A 16444-nucleotide genomic window follows, 5' to 3' on the forward strand; every position below is an offset into this window, starting at 1 on the left:
CTCCTTCAGAACGTCCGCGCCTTGGGCGCGATGCGTTTCAGTTCGATCCCGCCCTCGGCCTCGGAGGTCAGCGGATCGGTGATGACCGGGCGGTAGCTCAGCTCCACCTTTTCGCCGTCCACGCGCGAAATCGTGTGCACGCGCCAGTTCTCGTCGTCCCGCTCCGCGTAGTCCTCATGCGCATGCGCGCCGCGCGATTCATGGCGCGCCTCGGCACCGACGATGGTCGCCAGGGCGTTCGGCATCAGGTTCGTCAGCTCCAGCGTCTCCATCAGGTCGGAGTTCCAGACCAGCGAGCGGTCCGTCACCTTCACGTCGCCCATCTTGCCGGCAATGGCGGTCATCTTCTCGACCCCCTCCTTCAGCGTGTCCGAGGCGCGGAAAACCGCGGCGTCCGACTGCATGGTACGCTGCATCTCCAGCCGCAGTTCGGCGGTCGGGATCGCGCCCGAAGCGTTGCGCAGTGCGTCGAACCGGTCGAAGGCCTTGTCCACGGCGGCGAGGTTCACCGTCGGGTTTGCCGCTTCCGGGTCCACGACCTTGCCCGCCTTGATCGCCGCCGCGCGGCCAAAGACCACGAGGTCGATCAGGGAGTTCGATCCCAGACGGTTCGCCCCGTGGACCGAGGCGCAGCCCGCCTCGCCCACGGCCATCAGGCCCGGCACGATGGCGTTCGGATCCTCGGCGGTCGGGTTCAGCACCTCGCCCCAGTAGTTCGTCGGGATGCCGCCCATGTTGTAATGCACCGTCGGCAGCACCGGGATCGGTTCCTTGGTGACGTCAACACCGGCAAAGATCTTCGCCGACTCGGAAATCCCCGGCAGCCGCTCGGCCAGCGCCTCTTTCGGCAGGTGCGACAGGTTCAGGTGGATGTGGTCGCCGTGTTCGCCAACACCCCGCCCCTCGCGGATCTCCATCGTCATCGAACGCGAGACGTAGTCGCGCGGCGCCAGGTCCTTGTACTGGGGCGCATACCGCTCCATGAACCGCTCGCCTTCCGAGTTGGTCAGGTAGCCGCCCTCGCCCCGCGCGCCTTCGGTGATCAGGCAGCCAGAGCCGTAGATGCCGGTCGGGTGGAACTGCACGAACTCCATGTCCTGAAGCGGCAGACCGGCCCGCGCCACCATCCCGCCGCCGTCGCCGGTGCAGGTATGTGCCGAGGTGGCCGAGAAATAGGCGCGCCCGTAGCCGCCCGTCGCCAGCACCACCATCTTGGCGGAAAACAGGTGCATCGTCCCGTCATCCAGTTTCCAGCACAGAACGCCGGTACAGACGCCGTCGTCTGACATGATCAGGTCGATGGCGAAGTATTCGATGTAGAATTCCGCGTTGTTCTTCAGCGACTGACCGTAAAGCGTGTGCAGGATCGCGTGGCCGGTCCGGTCCGCGGCGGCGCAGGTGCGCTGCACCGCGGGGCCTTCGCCGAATTCCGTCGTGTGCCCGCCAAAGGGCCGCTGGTAGATCTTGCCCTCTTCCGTCCGGGAGAACGGCACGCCGTAGTGCTCAAGCTCGTAGACGGCCTTGGGTGCGGACCGGGCGAGGTACTCCATCGCGTCCGTATCGCCCAGCCAGTCCGACCCCTTCACGGTGTCGTACATGTGCCACTGCCAGTTGTCCGGCCCCATGTTGGACAGGGACGCGGCGATGCCGCCCTGCGCGGCGACGGTGTGCGACCGGGTCGGAAACACCTTGGTCACGCAGGCCGTGCGCAGGCCCTGCTCGGCCATGCCGAGCGTGGCGCGAAGACCCGCACCACCTGCACCTACTACCACGACGTCATATGTATGCGTCTCGTATTCGTAAGCTGTCATGAGTTGTATTCCTTCGCGCGTGTCTTCTCAGATCGCGAGTTTCAGCAGCGCAAACAGCCCCACGGCCATCAGCAGGTAGGTCACCGCGCTCACCGCGATCAGGGTGAGTTTGCCGGCAAGCCCGTGCACGTAGTCCTCGACCGCCTCGTCGATCTCCATCCGGAAGTGGTTCAGCCCGACGATCAGCCCAAGCGCCAGCACCAGCACGACGAAGGGACGCGACAGGAACGCCTGCACCTCTTCGAAGCTGCTGCCCAGCCCGGCGCCGAAGGTGAAGATGAAGAAGGGCGCGATCACGGCCAGGCAGATCGAGGACACCATCATCTTCCAGTGATGATGCGTCCCTTCGCTGCCGGAACCGGACCCGACGGCACGCTTACGATCGGTCAGATAACGCATGTCGCGGCTCCTTATACGACGAGGACGGTGAACAGGGCCAGCACGGTGGCCCCGATGAACATGCCCCATCCCATCTTCTGGGAGGTCTCGACATCCAGCAGAAAGCCGAAGTCCCACACGACATGCCGCAGGCGGCCCAGAACGTGATACCAGATGGCCCATGCGGCCAGCAGCATCAGCAGATCGCCCAGGTAACTGGTCAGCAGCCAGTCGACCCGGCCGAACGCGGCCTCGGACGTCGCGGCGGCGACCAGCCAGCAGATCACGAGGAACGCGAAGCCGTAGCAGGCGATTCCGGTGATGCGCACCATGATCGAAGAAATGGACGTGATTTGGGGCCGGTAGTACGGACCGATCATGAAAGGCGAAAGCGGGCGGTTGCCCCGGTTCACATCTGCCATGAAATCCTCTTTCGGTTTACCTGGGGCCGGTTCTAACGATTTTTCCAGCCTTGTCATCAGGACACACCCGCGCAGGCGCAGAAAACGCGCCATGTTGCAGCACAGCGCGCATGTCGTGATCACACGCGTCAACTCTGTGATCACAGTTGGCGGCAAGAGGCCCGGAAAACGGCAAGGGACCGCGAGTCGCCCCGCGGTCCCTCCCCAGGTCTGCGATGTCGAGGTCAGCGCAGGCTGAAGCTGGTGTCCACGCTCAGGACAAATATGCCCGGGTTCGTGGTGGAGTCGTGCCAGGTGCCCGAGACCGAGAAATTGTCGGTGATGGCGTAGCTTGCGCCCACGGTCCAGTATTCCTGACCGCCGTGGTCGATGTCGCCGAAGGAAGCCGACAGCCCGATCTTGTCGTTCACCGCGAAATCCGCGGTCAGACGGGAATTCAGAACATCCGTGTCCGGATCGAAGGCGAACCGGGTGCCGAGGCTCAGCTGATCGGTGACCGCGTAGCCCATGGACAGGATGAATTCGCCACAGCAGTTGCTGTAGGGCTCGTGATAGTAGTAGCGGGCATAGCCGAAGTCATAGCTCAGCTTGCCGACTTCGTTGCGGTAGCCGGCATAGATGTCCAGTTCGTACTTGCTTCCGACGATCGAGGTCGCGGTGTTCGACGCCCAGAGCCCGGCGTAGAAGCCGTTGATCTCGGCCTCGACCCAGGGTTGGAACGCGGCGCCGGTGGTCTGCTCGACCCCGTTGGAGACATAGCGGCTGGCCAGCGTCGCACCGGCGGAGACGCTGATCTCCTGCGCTGCGGCGACGGAGGGAAGCGCCAGGCCCAGCACAAGCGCGGAGGATTTCACAATGGATCTCATTTCGACCTCGGAAAGATGACACGCCTGTAACAAGCGCCTGTTTCGCCTCCCCGGGAAGAGCCCAAATTCGCGGTGTTGCCGCGCTGCCGCATGAACGTTCGCGCTCGCAGAAATCACAGGCGCAAACAACTGGAATCAGACAAAAAAGCGCAGAACCGTCCGAAAGGTCATTCACAGACTGCGGTTTTTTTCGGCACCGGTTTCCCGCACCGGCCGGCCGCCGGTGCGGACGGGTGTCCCTCAGACCGGAATCAACGCCCAGTAGTCGAGATCCAGCAGAACCTGCGGCAGGTATTTCCCCGCCTCGTCCTTCAACTCTCCGACCGACGCATCGCTCACAGCCACCAGCCTCAGCCGCAGCGCGCCGACACCCGGGGCAGACGTCTCCGCCTTGTCCAGCACCTCGGACCAGGCCTTGACGGTCGTGCCGCTGAAACAGGGGTTCGCATGCGCCCCGCCGTTCAGCCCGACGATCATCTGCGCGTTGGCCAGCCCGTTGAACGACAGTGCCCGCGCCATGGAAATAACGTGCCCGCCATAGATCAGCCGCTGCCCGTCCGGCCGGAAGGTCGCGTCGAAATGCACCTTGGCCGTGTTCTGCCAGAGGCGCGTGGCGATCATGTGCTCCGCTTCCTCAATCGTCACGCCGTCGACATGGCCGATCACTTCGCCCACCTCGTAGTCGCCGAAGCGGTGCGGTTCCCCCGCCAGCGTGAAATCGTAGCCGGTGAAATTCAGCCCCTCCGGGATCACCAGGTCGGTAGGGTCAATCACCTCCGCCAGATCCGGCACCACCGTCTCGGGCGCGGGCGCGTCGACGTCGTTCTTCCGGACCATGACCCAGCGAACGTATTCCATCACCGTCTCGCCCCGCTGGTTGGTCCCGCGCGTGCGCACGTAGACCACCCCGGTCTTGCCGTTGGAATTCTGCTTGAGCCCGATCACCTCCGACGACGACCTCAGCGTATCGCCCGCCCAGACCGGCTTCAGCCACCGCCCCTCCGCATAGCCAAGGTTCGCCACCGCGTTCAGCGACACGTCCGGCACCGTCTTGCCGAAGACCACATGAAACGCCGCCAGATCATCCAGCGGAGACCCCGGCAGCCCGCAGCTCCGCGCAAATTCGTCCGACGAATACAGTGCATGCCGCATCGGGTAGAGCGCATGATACAGCGCCCGCTCCCCCGCCCCGACCGTGCGCGGCACCGCATGGTCGATCACCTGCCCGACCGCGTAGTCCTCGAAGAACCGTCCCGGATTCGTCTTTGCCATCTACAGTGCTCCCAGCTTGGTGTCGGCCGTATAGGTTCCCTCGGCATCCTTCGTCACCGCCTGCCCGCAGCGCATCACGCCGGTGGTGGCGTCGTGGGCATAGGTCGGATCGCCATACAGCTCCCAGCCGTTGTTCAGCGCGGCGGTCACCTTGTGACAGAAGGCCGAGGTGTCGTCGGCGGTAAGGAAACGGTAGGCTTTCATGATACTCTCCAGATCAGCCGAAGGTGGGATACCCCAGCCAGGTGTGAATGAACCCGATCACGCCCAGCAATACCAGCGACGCGACTAGGAACATCGCATCCTTCGCGATCGATCCCTTCGCGGGCGGGGTCCACTCCGGCTCCGCCCGGTTGATGACGATCATCTCCGCCACGGCCCAGGCGCCAAGCCCGCCCCAGAGCACGAAGGACGGCACATCCCCGTTCACCAGCAGATGCGCGACGCACCACAAAACGAACCCGGTCAGCATAGGATGCCGCATCCGGTAGAACAGCGCCCCCTTCTTCGGCCCCGGAGAGGTGAAGTAGAGCGCCGCGATCATCAGCAGGTTGTTGATCCCGACCGTCGCCGGATGCCGCCCCCAGTAGAACGCCCCGTCCGCCATGCGATAGCCGAAGATCATCAGCAGCACCGCCACGACCAGCGCCCCCGCGACCATGCCCTTCGCCGGGTCGCCCATGCGCGCGCGCCGCTCCGGCACAGCACGCTTGAAGAAATGGGCCGCCGCCCAGAGAAGTACGCCGAGGATCAGTAGGAGCATGGGTCACCTGCCGGTTGGGTGGGTCGGAAATGTGAATCGACTTCACATTGCCCGCTTCACGCCATGCGCGCAATCGCCTCTGCCTTGGCGAGCGTCTTTTTTGCGGTCTCCACATGCAGGTTCTCGACGATCTTGCCGTCCACGACGGCCACGCCCTGCCCGGTCTTCTCGATCTCCTCGTGCGCGGCGATCTGCCGTTTTGCCAGATCGACCTCCGCGTCGGACGGCGCGAAGGCCCTGTTCGCGCCTTCGACCTGTGCCGGATGGATCAGCGTCTTGCCGTCAAAGCCAAGGTCCCGGCCCTGTTCGCATTCCGCCGCCAGCCCCTCTTCGTCGAGATACTGGTTGTAGACCCCGTCGACACAGATCACCCCGTAGGCCCGCGCCGCCAGCAGCATCTGCTGCAGGGCGAACATCATCGGCAGCCGGTCCGCCCGGTTGCGGCAGTTCAGTTCCTTCGCCAGGTCGTTGGTCCCGGCCACGAACCCCTTCACCCGGGGATGGGCGGCGATTTCCAGCGCGTTGAACACGCCAAGCGGGGTTTCGATCATGCACCAGATATCCATCGTCTCGCCCATCAGCGCATCCAGCGCCTCGACATCGGCGACGGAGTTCACCTTGGGCAGCAGCATCGCATGCGCCTTGGCATCCTTCAGCACCCTGACGTCATCTGCGCCCCAGTCGGTGTCCAGCCCGTTGATGCGGATGATCTTCGCCCGCTCGCCATAGCCGTCCTGCGCAAGCGCCGCTTTCAGCGTCTCCCGCGCCTCACCCTTGGCGTCCGGAGTCACCGCGTCCTCAAGGTCGAAGATGATCGCGTCGCAGGCCAGACCCCGCGCCTTGTCCAGCGCCCGTTCCTTGGAGCCGGGGATGTAGAGTACGGAACGATAGGGGCGGAAGGCGGTGTCCATGAAGCATCTCCGAGTCGCAGACCATGAGGGTCCGGGTAACAATCTTGCGCATCAATGGCATTTTCCGACGGAAAACTTCAAGCCCCGCGGCGCCGCGCCGCAGAATTATGCACCCGCACCCGAGCTTTGAACAGCGCTCCGGGCACCGCGCGGTCGATTAACCACTTCTTGGTGTCTCGGGCGCAGGCTTGTCTCACGCAAGGACTGCCGCCCGCACCAGACGCGCGCCCCTTGTCCCCGAGGACATCATCCCGGCCCGCCCCTCACCGGCGGTTCCGGCCCCAGAAAGGATCGCATCATGCGAACCCGTCTCCTGACCGGCCTTCTCCTCATGATCGCCGTGGCCACCCCCGCCCTTGCCCGCGGCACCTGCGCCCCGCGCGACGTCGTTCTTGAACGCCTGTCGGCAAAGTTCGGCGAAACCCGCCAGTCGATCGGCCTCGGCCCGAACAACCAGATGGTCGAAGTCTTCGCCTCCCGCGATACCGGGACCTGGACGATCACGGTCACCCGGCCCTCCGGCCTGACCTGCCTCGTCGCCAGCGGTCAGGCCTTCGAGACATTGGCAGAGGCGCTGCCGAAGCCCGAAAAGGATGCCTGAACCCACGCTTCCCTGCCACGTCAGTTCCGGTCCCGGGCTGCCGATTCCGCCACCGTTTGCCGTGAAAATCGCCGGCCCGTCATCGCGGCACACCCCGCCTGCCCCGCTCGCACCCTTGCGCAACGGGTGCAGAACGCCTACGCATCGGCCCGAGATTTCATCGGACTGGAGATTAGTTCCATGGCACGACCCAAGATCGCCCTGATCGGCGCTGGCCAGATCGGCGGCACGCTCGCCCACCTCGCCGCACTCAAAGAACTCGGGGATGTGATCCTCTTCGACATCGCCGAAGGCACCCCGCAGGGCAAGGCGCTCGACATCGCGGAATCCGGACCGTCCGAAGGCTTCGACGCCACGATGAAGGGCACCAACGACTACGCCGACATCGCGGGCGCCGACGTCTGCATCGTCACCGCCGGTGTGCCGCGCAAGCCCGGCATGTCCCGTGACGACCTGCTCGGCATCAACCTCAAGGTCATGAAATCGGTTGGTGAAGGCATCAAGGCCCACGCCCCCGACGCCTTCGTCATCTGCATCACCAACCCGCTCGACGCGATGGTCTGGGCGCTGCAGAAGTTCTCCGGCCTGCCCGCGAACAAGGTCTGCGGCATGGCGGGCGTGCTCGACAGCGCGCGCTTCCGCCATTTCCTGTCGGTCGAATTCGGCGTGTCCATGAAGGACGTCACCGCCTTCGTGCTTGGCGGCCACGGCGACACCATGGTCCCTTCCGTCCGCTACTCCACCGTCGCCGGCATCCCCCTGCCCGACCTGGTCAAGATGGGCTGGACCTCGCAGGAGAAGCTCGACGCCATCGTCCAGCGCACCCGTGACGGCGGCGCGGAAATCGTCGGCCTGCTCAAGACCGGCTCCGCCTTCTACGCCCCCGCGACCTCCGCGATCGAAATGGCGGAAAGCTACCTCAAGGACCAGAAGCGCGTCCTGCCCTGCGCCGCCTACTGCGACGGCGAACTGGGTGTGAAGGACATGTATGTCGGCGTCCCGACCGTGATCGGCGCGGGCGGCATCGAAAAGATCGTCAACATCACGCTCAACAAGGAAGAGCAGGAGATGTTCGATAAATCCGTCGCCGCCGTGAAGGGCCTGGTCGACGCCTGCAAGGGCATCGACGAGTCGCTCGCCTGACAGGACCGTCCGGCGATCCGCGCGGACACCAGACGCAGTGCAACAAGGGGCGCCCCGAACGGGCGCCCCTTTCCGCGTCGGCGGCCCCGGCCCGCGTCATGAAACTATTACACCAATGTTACCGAATCGCGGGGAAGGCGGCGGTAACCTGCCACCATGCACGGACAGCCGGATCTGTCCAGTGAGCACCGACCGGAACGGGATGGGTCGGCCTCTGCCAAGAAAGCGCGGGAACCAGCGCCCAGCCAACCAAGTCTGAAATCGGGAGAACCGGAATGGAACAGTTTCTGTCCAACGTTCCCGCGTGGCTGATCTACGCCGTCTGCGCGGGCCTCTTCGTCATCGCCGTCATTGCAACCCTCGTCGGTACACGGCTGAGCCGTATCCGCGAGGACAAGGACGGGCGGACGGTCACGACCCTGGAAGTACACGGGGTCCGCCACCTGCTGCGCCGCCGCAGCCGTCGCCCGGCACCTCCGCCCCATACTCCGGCAGAGTGATCGAGATGGCCCGGCAGGGGCGAACCGGTCAGCGCCGCCCCGCCAGTTCGTCCAGCACCCGCGCCGCGAGCATCGTGCCCCCGGCGATCATCAGGGAACGGCCCAGCTGGGACACCATGTTCTCCGGCGCGATGTCGTCCGCCTCGTCGCGGGTCCAGGCCAGCGCGCGGTCCAGCGGACCCTGCGGCTCTGCCCGGCGCGGCGCGACATCGGGCAGGTCGAGCGCTGCCGGACGGGTTCGCGACAGCAGGGCCCCGATCGCCAGAATGCCACAGCCGAAGGCCAGCGGCGCGATGCGGCTGTACTGGCGGGGCGTGACGGGGCGGGACAGATCCGGCAGGCGGTCGGTGACGGACATGGGCTTCTCCTTCGCGATGCAATGTCGTTGCGGGGTCTTTGCGGGGGCGCCTCGGGCGCGTTACCATGCCAACGATCCGGCCCCGCGCTCCGTTCCCGACACGCCCGCGCCATGGCCCGAGTCGCGGAAGGTTTGTGCCGCAACGCCTCTGAATCGTTCAATGCGCCAACGGTTTCGGCAGCCTCTCCGCCTGCGTGATCACACCCTGCGAAACTGTGATCACAAACGGCGAAAAATCGGCTGAAAACCGCGATCTCCGACACAAAACGATTCATCCGTCGGTTACACTGTGCCACTACCGTGCCCAATCGTATCTGACACGAGGGACGAAAGTTCATGAACATCCATGAATACCAGGCGAAGGCCATTCTTCGCGACTACGGCTGCCCGGTCTCCGACGGCCGCGCCGTGACCAAGGCCGAAGAGGCCAAGACGGCCGCAGGCGAACTCGACGGGCCGCTCTGGGTCGTGAAGGCGCAGATCCACGCCGGTGGCCGCGGCAAGGGCAAGTTCAAGGAAGCCGATGCGGGCGAAAAGGGCGGTGTCCGCCTTGCCAAATCGGTCGAGGAAGCCGCGGAAGAAGCCAAGAAGATGCTCGGCCGCACCCTCGTGACCCACCAGACCGGCCCGGCCGGCAAGCAGGTCAACCGCATCTACATCGAAGACGGGTCCGACATTGAGCGTGAGCTCTATCTCGCCCTGCTCGTCGACCGCCAGACCTCCCGCGTATCCTTCGTCTGCTCCACCGAGGGCGGCATGGACATCGAGGAAGTCGCTGCGTCGACCCCCGAGAAGATCCTCTCCTTCTCCGTCGATCCGGCCTCCGGCTACCAGGCCTTCCACGGCCGCCGCATCGCCTTCATGCTGGGACTCGAGGGCAAGCAGGTCAAAGCCTGTGTCGACCTCATGGGCAAGCTCTACAAGGCCTTCATCGAGAAGGACATGGAGATGCTTGAGATCAACCCGCTGATCGTCATGCCCGGCGGCGACCTCAAATGCCTTGATGCCAAGGTCGGCTTCGATGGCAACGCGCTTTACCGTCATTCAGACATCATGGCCCTGCGCGATGAGACGGAAGAGGATCCCAAGGAACTCGCCGCCTCCAAGTACGACCTGAACTACATCGCGCTCGACGGTGAGATCGGCTGCATGGTGAACGGCGCGGGCCTCGCCATGGCGACGATGGACATCATCAAGCTCTACGGTTCGGAACCCGCCAACTTCCTCGACGTCGGCGGCGGCGCCACGAAGGAGAAGGTGACGGAGGCGTTCAAGATCATCACCTCCGACCCGAACGTGAAGGGCATCCTCGTCAACATCTTCGGCGGCATCATGCGCTGCGACGTCATCGCAGAGGGCGTGATCGCCGCGGTGAAGGAAGTCGGCCTGAAGGTCCCGCTGGTCGTCCGTCTCGAAGGCACCAACGTCGAGAAGGGGAAAGAGATCATCGCGAATTCCGGTCTCAACGTCATCGCCGCCGACGACCTCGCGGACGGGGCGGAGAAGATCGTGAAGGCCGTGAAGGGCTGACCCGATGAGAGCCGGCGCCTCCCTTGCCCTTCTGCTGGCCGCGGCACATCCCGCCGCGGCCCAGCAGACGGACTATCTTCCGCGGTGCGTGGCCCAGTTCCTGCAGCAATGCGACGCGGCCATCACCGCACCGCAGGGTTACCTGGACGCGGTGCAGGGCCGCGGCGAGGGCAGGATGCTGGATGTCGCGGTTACCACGGACAGTCAGGCGCAGGTCGTGTCGGTGATGGAACCCGTCGACATGGCCGCGGGCGCGGGGATCGTCGAACAGGTCACCTTCGGCAACGCCGCAAACGGTCCCTTCATCCTCTGCCACGTGATGTGCACCGGTTATGACCGGGCGGACGCGGCAGCGATGAACGGCATTCTGACTGCCGCCATCGCGGAAAACGCACCGGCGGCGCATGTCGTGGGCGGCGAATTGCCGAACTCGGTCCAGGCGCAGATGAACAATCTCTCCGGCAACTTCCTCTACATCGTGACGGGATGGGCTTCGGACCCAGACCTGATCATGCACGCAACAGCTTGGGACGGAGAAATACAGCTGTCCGCCGTGGGCCTCCCCGCGAAGGACTGACCTATGACCCCGACCCGATTCAAAGACATTCAATCAGGAGACTGAACATGGCAGTCCTCGTAGACGAAAACACCAAAGTCATCTGCCAGGGGATCACCGGATCCCAGGGCACCTTCCACTCCGAACAGGCCATCGCCTACGGCACCAAGATGGTCGGCGGCGTGACCCCCGGAAAGGGCGGGACCAAGCACCTCGACCTGCCGGTCTTCAACTCGGTTCACGAGGCGATGGACGTCACCGGTGCGAATGCTTCCGTGATCTACGTGCCGCCGCCGTTCGCCGCGGATTCGATCCTCGAGGCCATCGACGCGGAAATGCCGCTCATCATCTGCATCACCGAAGGGATCCCGGTGCTCGACATGATGAAGGTGAAGGCGGCGCTGTCGAACTCCAAATCCCGCCTGATCGGGCCGAACTGCCCCGGTGTCATCACGCCCGACGCCTGCAAGATCGGCATCATGCCCGGCCATATCCACAAGCGCGGATCGGTCGGCGTCGTCTCCCGCTCCGGCACGCTGACCTACGAGGCGGTCAAGCAGACCTCCGATGCGGGTCTCGGCCAGTCCTCCGCCGTCGGCATCGGCGGCGACCCGATCAAGGGCACCGAACACATCGACGTGCTGGAGATGTTCCTCGCCGATCCCGAAACCGAGTCCATCATCATGATCGGCGAGATCGGCGGCTCGGCCGAGGAAGAGGCCGCGCAATTCCTCGCCGACGAGAAGAAGAAGGGCCGCTGGAAGCCGACCGCAGGCTTCATCGCCGGCCGCACCGCCCCTCCGGGCCGCCGCATGGGCCATGCCGGTGCGATCGTTTCGGGCGGCAAGGGCGACGCGGAGTCCAAGATCGAGGCGATGAAAAGCGCCGGGATCGTGGTCGCCGACAGCCCCGCCGGCCTGGGCGAGGCCGTGCTGAAGGCGATCAAGGGGTGACCACACGGTGCGCGCCGCGACCGTTGCGGTGCGCACCGTCGAAAGTCCGGGCTTCGGCCCGATCCGTCCCTGCCGGGGCGGGGCGACAGAAACGGGTATCGAACAGGGGCGCGACGGCAGACGCCCCCGGACGGAGAAAGCGCTGATATGGTCCTGGTCTGCAACGCACCTCGATTTGTATTCCTGAAGACGCGGAAGACCGCGGGGACTTCGGTCGAGATGCTGCTTGAACCATATTGCGTGCCCGACGGGACGGAGATCACCGAAGAACGGGGTGTGACCGTCTGCTCAAAGGGCATCGCCGGCGCGCGCATGAGGACCCTGCCGGCCTGGCGGAGACGTCTGCCGTTCCTGAAGAACTGGGAAAACCACATGCCTGCGGAACGGATCCGCACCTACATCGGCAAGGAAAAGTGGGACGCATCGCTCAAGATCGCGACGGTGCGCGACCCCTATGCCCGGATGGTGTCCATGTTCCACTGGCGCGCCCGGAACGAGGATACCAACGCATGGAGCGATGACGAAGCGAAGGAACGGTTCCTGACCTTCCTGAACGGGTCCTGGCCCGACGACAGCCGGATCGTGATGATCGACGGCGAATGCGTGGTCGATCATTTCATCCGGTTCGAAAACCGCGACGCCGATATCGCCGAATTGGGCCGGAAACTGGGCATCACCCTGGACCCGAGCAGCCTGCAGCACACCAAGAACACGACCTCCGCCCGCCGCAGCCGGTCCACGGACGACTACTATACGCCCGAAGCCCGCGAAGTGGTCGAGAGACGCCTGCACTGGCTGTTCGACAAGGCCGGTTACACAAGGAAGTCTGCATGATGACCCGTGCGGTCAGGCATACCCTCCTGTCCGTCCCGGAGCCGCGCGCATGACATTCGCGGCGGCCATAAGAACCTGTTTCCGCAAGTACGTGACCTTTTCGGGCCGCGCGACCCGGCCCGAATACTGGTACTTCGTGCTGTTCATCATCCTTGGCAGCATCGTCCTGTCGGTGGTCGACGGCGTGCTCTTCGGGTTCGAGACCGTCCCGGTCAGCGAAGGCGGGTTCGAGATCGAGAGTGACGGCCCGCTGGCCTCCATCTTCTCCCTCGTCACCTTCATTCCCATATTGGCGGCGGGATGGCGGAGGATGCACGACACCGGCCGCTCCGGGCTCTACCTGCTGTATCCGATCCTCGTCTGGGTCGGCATCGCCTCTTTCGCGGGCATGATCGGCGCGACGACCTCTCTGGCGCAGGGCGACTTCTCCTCCGTCTTCGCGGGGATCGGCGGCATCATCCTCGCAATCTCCATCGTCATCGCGATCCTGTCCCCGCTGATCGTCATCTGGTGGCTGACCCGCCCCACGCAACCCGGCCCGAATACCTATGGCCCCAACCCCAATGAGGTCTTCTCATGACCGAGCAAAGCCCGAACGACATCTTCCACGCCTCCTCCTTCATGCAGGGGCACAACGCGGAATACCTGGAACAGCTTCAGGCGAGATGGGCGAATGACCCGGCCTCGGTCGACGCGGCCTGGGCCGACTTCTTCAAACAGCTCGGCGCCAGCGGGCAGGACGCGCAGGCCGAGGCGACCGGCCCCTCCTGGGCGCGGATGGACTGGCCGCCGGTCCCGAACGACGACCTGACCGCCGCGCTTGACGGCCAGTGGCCGGTCGAGGCGAAGGCGGCGGGCGACAAGATCAAAGCGAAGGCGGCCGAGAAAGGCGTGACTGTCAGCGACGATCAGATCAAGCAGGCGGTGCTCGACTCCGTCCGCGCGCTGATGATCATCCGCGCCTACCGGATCCGCGGCCACCTTGCCGCCGACCTCGATCCGCTTGGCATGCGAGATGAAACCAACCACCCCGAACTCGACCCCAAGAGCTACGGCTTCGCGGAATCCGACATGGACCGCCCGATCTTCATCGACCAGGTTCTGGGCCTTCAGGTCGCGTCGATGCGCCAGATCGTGGACATCGTGAAGCGGACCTACTGCGGCACCTTCGCGCTGCAGTACATGCATATCTCCAACCCCGAAGAAGCCGGCTGGCTCAAGGAACGGATCGAGGGCTACGGCAAGGAAATCACCTTCACCCGCGAGGGCCGCAAGGCGATCCTGAACAAGCTGGTCGAGGCCGAGGGCTTCGAAAAGTTCCTGCACGTCAAGTACATGGGCACCAAGCGCTTCGGCCTGGACGGCGGTGAGGCGCTGATCCCCGCGATGGAGCAGATCATAAAGCGCGGCGGCTCGCTTGGTGTCGAGGACATCGTGATCGGCATGCCGCACCGCGGCCGCCTCTCGGTCCTCGCCAACGTCATGCGCAAGCCCTACCGCGCGATCTTCAACGAATTCCAGGGCGGCAGCTTCAAGCCCGAGGATGTCGACGGATCCGGCGACGTCAAGTACCACCTCGGCGCGTCGTCCGACCGCGAATTCGACAGCAACATCGTGCATCTGTCCCTGACCGCCAACCCCTCCCACCTCGAGGCGGTGAACCCCGTCGTCCTGGGCAAGGTCCGCGCCAAGCAGGATCAGTCACATGACTCCGACCGCATCAAGGTCCTGCCGATCCTGCTGCACGGCGACGCGGCCTTTGCCGGTCAGGGCGTCGTGGCGGAATGCTTCGGCCTGTCGGGCCTGCGCGGCCACCGCACGGGCGGCACGATCCATATCGTCGTGAACAACCAGATCGGGTTCACCACCGCGCCGCACTTCTCGCGCTCCTCCCCCTACCCGACCGACATCGCCCTGATGGTCGAGGCGCCGATCTTCCACGTCAACGGAGACGACCCCGAGGCCGTGGTGCACGCCGCCAAGGTTGCAACCGAATTCCGCCAGAAGTTCCACAAGGACGTGGTCATCGACATCTTCTGCTACCGCCGCTTCGGTCATAACGAAGGCGACGAGCCGATGTTCACCAACCCGATCATGTACAAGAACATCAAGGGCCACAAAACGACCCTGAGCCTGTACACAGACCGGCTGGTCAAGGACGGCCTCATCCCCGAGGGCGAGATCGAGGACATGAAGGCCGCCTTCCAGTCCCACCTCAACGATGAGTTCGAGGCCGGCAAGGACTACAAGCCCAACAAGGCCGACTGGCTGGACGGAAAGTGGTCCGGGCTGGAAAAGGAGAAGGACGACTACCAGCGCGGCGAAACCGCCATCAAGCCCGAAACCATGGCAGAGATCGGCGAGGCGCTTTGCAAGGTGCCGGACGGTTTCCCGACCCACAAGACGGTTGAGCGGCTGCTCGAGGCCAAGAAACAGATGTTCGATTCCGGCACCGGTTTCGACTGGGCGACCGGTGAGGCACTGGCCTTCGGCTCCCTTCTGACAGAGGGCTATCCCGTCCGTCTGTCGGGGCAGGATTCCACCCGCGGAACCTTCAGCCAGCGGCATTCCGGTATCATCAACCAGGACACCGAGGAACGATACTACCCGCTCAACAACATCCGCGAGGGGCAGAGCCGGTACGAAGTGATCGATTCCATGCTGTCGGAATACGCGGTGCTCGGCTTCGAATACGGCTATTCGCTGGCCGAACCGAACGCCCTGACCCTGTGGGAGGCGCAGTTCGGCGATTTCGCCAACGGCGCGCAGATCATGTTCGACCAGTTCATCTCTTCGGGTGAATCCAAGTGGCTGCGCATGTCCGGCCTCGTCTGCCTGCTGCCGCATGGCTACGAAGGTCAGGGGCCGGAACACTCCTCCGCCCGGCTGGAACGTTTCCTGCAGATGTGCGGTCAGGACAACTGGATCGTGGCGAACTGCACCACCCCGGCGAACTATTTCCACATCCTGCGCCGCCAGCTGCACCGGTCCTTCCGCAAACCGCTGATCATGATGACGCCGAAGTCCCTGCTGCGCCACAAGCTGGCCGTGTCGGACGCCGACGAATTCACCACCGGGTCCAGCTTCCACCGCGTCCTCTGGGACGATGCGGACAAGCAGTATGGCAAGGGCCGGTCCACCGCGAAACTGGTGGCGGACAGCAAGATAAAGCGCGTCGTCATGTGCTCTGGCAAGGTCTACTTCGACCTGCTCGAGGCCCGCGACGAAGCCGGTCTGAACGACGTCTACATCCTGCGGCTTGAACAGTTCTATCCTTTCCCCGCCATCTCGCTGGTGAAGGAACTGGAACGCTTCAAGGGGGCGGAGATGGTCTGGTGCCAGGAGGAACCCAAGAACCAGGGCGCCTGGACCTTCGTCGAGCCCAACATCGAATGGGTCCTGACCCGCATCAAGGCCAAGCACCAGCGCCCGATCTACGCGGGCCGCGTCGCCACCGCATCGCCCGCCACGGGCCTTGCCGCCCAGCACAAAGCACAGCAAGCCGCCCTCGTCGCCGAGGCGCTGAACATCGAAGGGAAGTAACCC

General features: G+C 64.5%; 18 protein-coding genes. 9 read left to right on the forward strand and 9 right to left on the reverse strand.

All coding sequences use genetic code 11. The features are described from left to right. Positions 1 to 5 precede the first annotated feature (5 nt). The 8 genes from sdhA to IEV87_RS15020 form a co-directional block, all read right to left on the reverse strand. Complete coding sequence (sdhA, locus tag IEV87_RS14985) at positions 6 to 1811, reverse strand: succinate dehydrogenase flavoprotein subunit (RefSeq protein ID WP_188478632.1); 1806 nt, start codon at positions 1809 to 1811, stop codon at positions 6 to 8. A gap of 27 nt (positions 1812 to 1838) precedes the next feature. Beyond that, positions 1839 to 2210 carry a succinate dehydrogenase, hydrophobic membrane anchor protein gene (gene sdhD, locus IEV87_RS14990; RefSeq protein ID WP_188478639.1) on the reverse strand — a complete coding sequence of 124 codons (372 nt, stop codon included), beginning with the start codon at positions 2208 to 2210 and terminating at the stop codon, positions 1839 to 1841. Positions 2211 to 2221: 11 nt separating this feature from the next. Further along, positions 2222 to 2611 (reverse strand): succinate dehydrogenase, cytochrome b556 subunit, encoded by a 390-nt coding sequence (gene sdhC / locus IEV87_RS14995; protein WP_188478640.1) that lies wholly within the window; start codon positions 2609 to 2611, stop codon positions 2222 to 2224. Positions 2612 to 2835: 224 nt separating this feature from the next. Continuing rightward, positions 2836 to 3477: a TorF family putative porin gene (locus IEV87_RS15000; RefSeq protein ID WP_188478641.1), complete on the reverse strand. Its 642-nt coding sequence runs from the start codon at positions 3475 to 3477 to the stop codon at positions 2836 to 2838. A 240-nt stretch (positions 3478 to 3717) separates the two neighbouring features. Further along, positions 3718 to 4749, reverse strand: coding sequence for a MaoC family dehydratase (locus tag IEV87_RS15005; RefSeq protein WP_188478642.1), 1032 nt, complete (start codon positions 4747 to 4749; stop codon positions 3718 to 3720). After that, positions 4750 to 4953: a DUF1737 domain-containing protein gene (locus IEV87_RS15010; protein ID WP_188478643.1), complete on the reverse strand. Its 204-nt coding sequence runs from the start codon at positions 4951 to 4953 to the stop codon at positions 4750 to 4752. 13 nt (positions 4954 to 4966) lie between these two features. Further along, entirely contained in the window at positions 4967 to 5512 is a 546-nt protein-coding gene (locus IEV87_RS15015; RefSeq protein WP_188478644.1) for an NnrU family protein, read from the reverse strand. Between the two features lie 56 nt (positions 5513 to 5568). Next, positions 5569 to 6423 (reverse strand): HpcH/HpaI aldolase/citrate lyase family protein, encoded by an 855-nt coding sequence (locus IEV87_RS15020; protein ID WP_188478645.1) that lies wholly within the window; start codon positions 6421 to 6423, stop codon positions 5569 to 5571. Between the two features lie 298 nt (positions 6424 to 6721). Here IEV87_RS15020 and IEV87_RS15025 point away from each other — a divergent pair, with 298 nt between their 5' ends. From IEV87_RS15025 to IEV87_RS15035, 3 genes are all read left to right on the forward strand, one after another. Then, on the forward strand, positions 6722 to 7024 hold the full coding sequence (locus IEV87_RS15025; RefSeq protein ID WP_188478646.1) for a hypothetical protein: 303 nt from the start codon (positions 6722 to 6724) through the stop codon (positions 7022 to 7024). A gap of 180 nt (positions 7025 to 7204) precedes the next feature. Next, positions 7205 to 8167: a malate dehydrogenase gene (gene mdh, locus IEV87_RS15030; RefSeq protein ID WP_188478647.1), complete on the forward strand. Its 963-nt coding sequence runs from the start codon at positions 7205 to 7207 to the stop codon at positions 8165 to 8167. A gap of 275 nt (positions 8168 to 8442) precedes the next feature. Next, a complete protein-coding gene (locus IEV87_RS15035; RefSeq protein ID WP_188478648.1) occupies positions 8443 to 8667 on the forward strand; it encodes a hypothetical protein in 225 nt (74 codons plus the stop codon). Between the two features lie 28 nt (positions 8668 to 8695). Here IEV87_RS15035 and IEV87_RS15040 read toward each other — a convergent pair whose 3' ends face one another. After that, the gene (locus IEV87_RS15040) at positions 8696 to 9025 is read right to left on the reverse strand and encodes a hypothetical protein (RefSeq protein WP_188478649.1); all 330 of its coding nucleotides are present in this window, start codon (positions 9023 to 9025) and stop codon (positions 8696 to 8698) included. A 336-nt stretch (positions 9026 to 9361) separates the two neighbouring features. Here IEV87_RS15040 and sucC point away from each other — a divergent pair, with 336 nt between their 5' ends. The 6 genes from sucC (at position 9362) to IEV87_RS15070 (ending at position 16441) form a co-directional block, all read left to right on the forward strand. Then, a complete protein-coding gene (gene sucC / locus IEV87_RS15045; protein ID WP_188478650.1) occupies positions 9362 to 10555 on the forward strand; it encodes an ADP-forming succinate--CoA ligase subunit beta in 1194 nt (397 codons plus the stop codon). Positions 10556 to 10559: 4 nt separating this feature from the next. Beyond that, on the forward strand, positions 10560 to 11132 hold the full coding sequence (locus IEV87_RS15050; protein ID WP_188478651.1) for a hypothetical protein: 573 nt from the start codon (positions 10560 to 10562) through the stop codon (positions 11130 to 11132). A gap of 47 nt (positions 11133 to 11179) precedes the next feature. Further along, complete coding sequence (gene sucD, locus IEV87_RS15055; RefSeq protein WP_188478652.1) at positions 11180 to 12064, forward strand: succinate--CoA ligase subunit alpha; 885 nt, start codon at positions 11180 to 11182, stop codon at positions 12062 to 12064. Between the two features lie 219 nt (positions 12065 to 12283). Beyond that, positions 12284 to 12898, forward strand: a complete 615-nt coding sequence (locus IEV87_RS15060; RefSeq protein WP_188478653.1) for a hypothetical protein — start codon at positions 12284 to 12286, stop codon at positions 12896 to 12898. Positions 12899 to 12947: 49 nt separating this feature from the next. Next, positions 12948 to 13478, forward strand: coding sequence for a DUF805 domain-containing protein (locus IEV87_RS15065; protein WP_188478654.1), 531 nt, complete (start codon positions 12948 to 12950; stop codon positions 13476 to 13478). Further along, positions 13475 to 16441, forward strand: a complete 2967-nt coding sequence (locus tag IEV87_RS15070; protein ID WP_188478655.1) for a 2-oxoglutarate dehydrogenase E1 component — start codon at positions 13475 to 13477, stop codon at positions 16439 to 16441. Before IEV87_RS15065 ends, IEV87_RS15070 begins: the two co-directional genes overlap by 4 nt. The last annotated feature ends 3 nt before the right edge of the window (positions 16442 to 16444 follow it).

The organism is Primorskyibacter flagellatus (genome assembly GCF_014638275.1).
In the GTDB taxonomy this organism is placed as follows: Bacteria; Pseudomonadota; Alphaproteobacteria; order Rhodobacterales; family Rhodobacteraceae; genus Pseudooceanicola; species Pseudooceanicola flagellatus_A.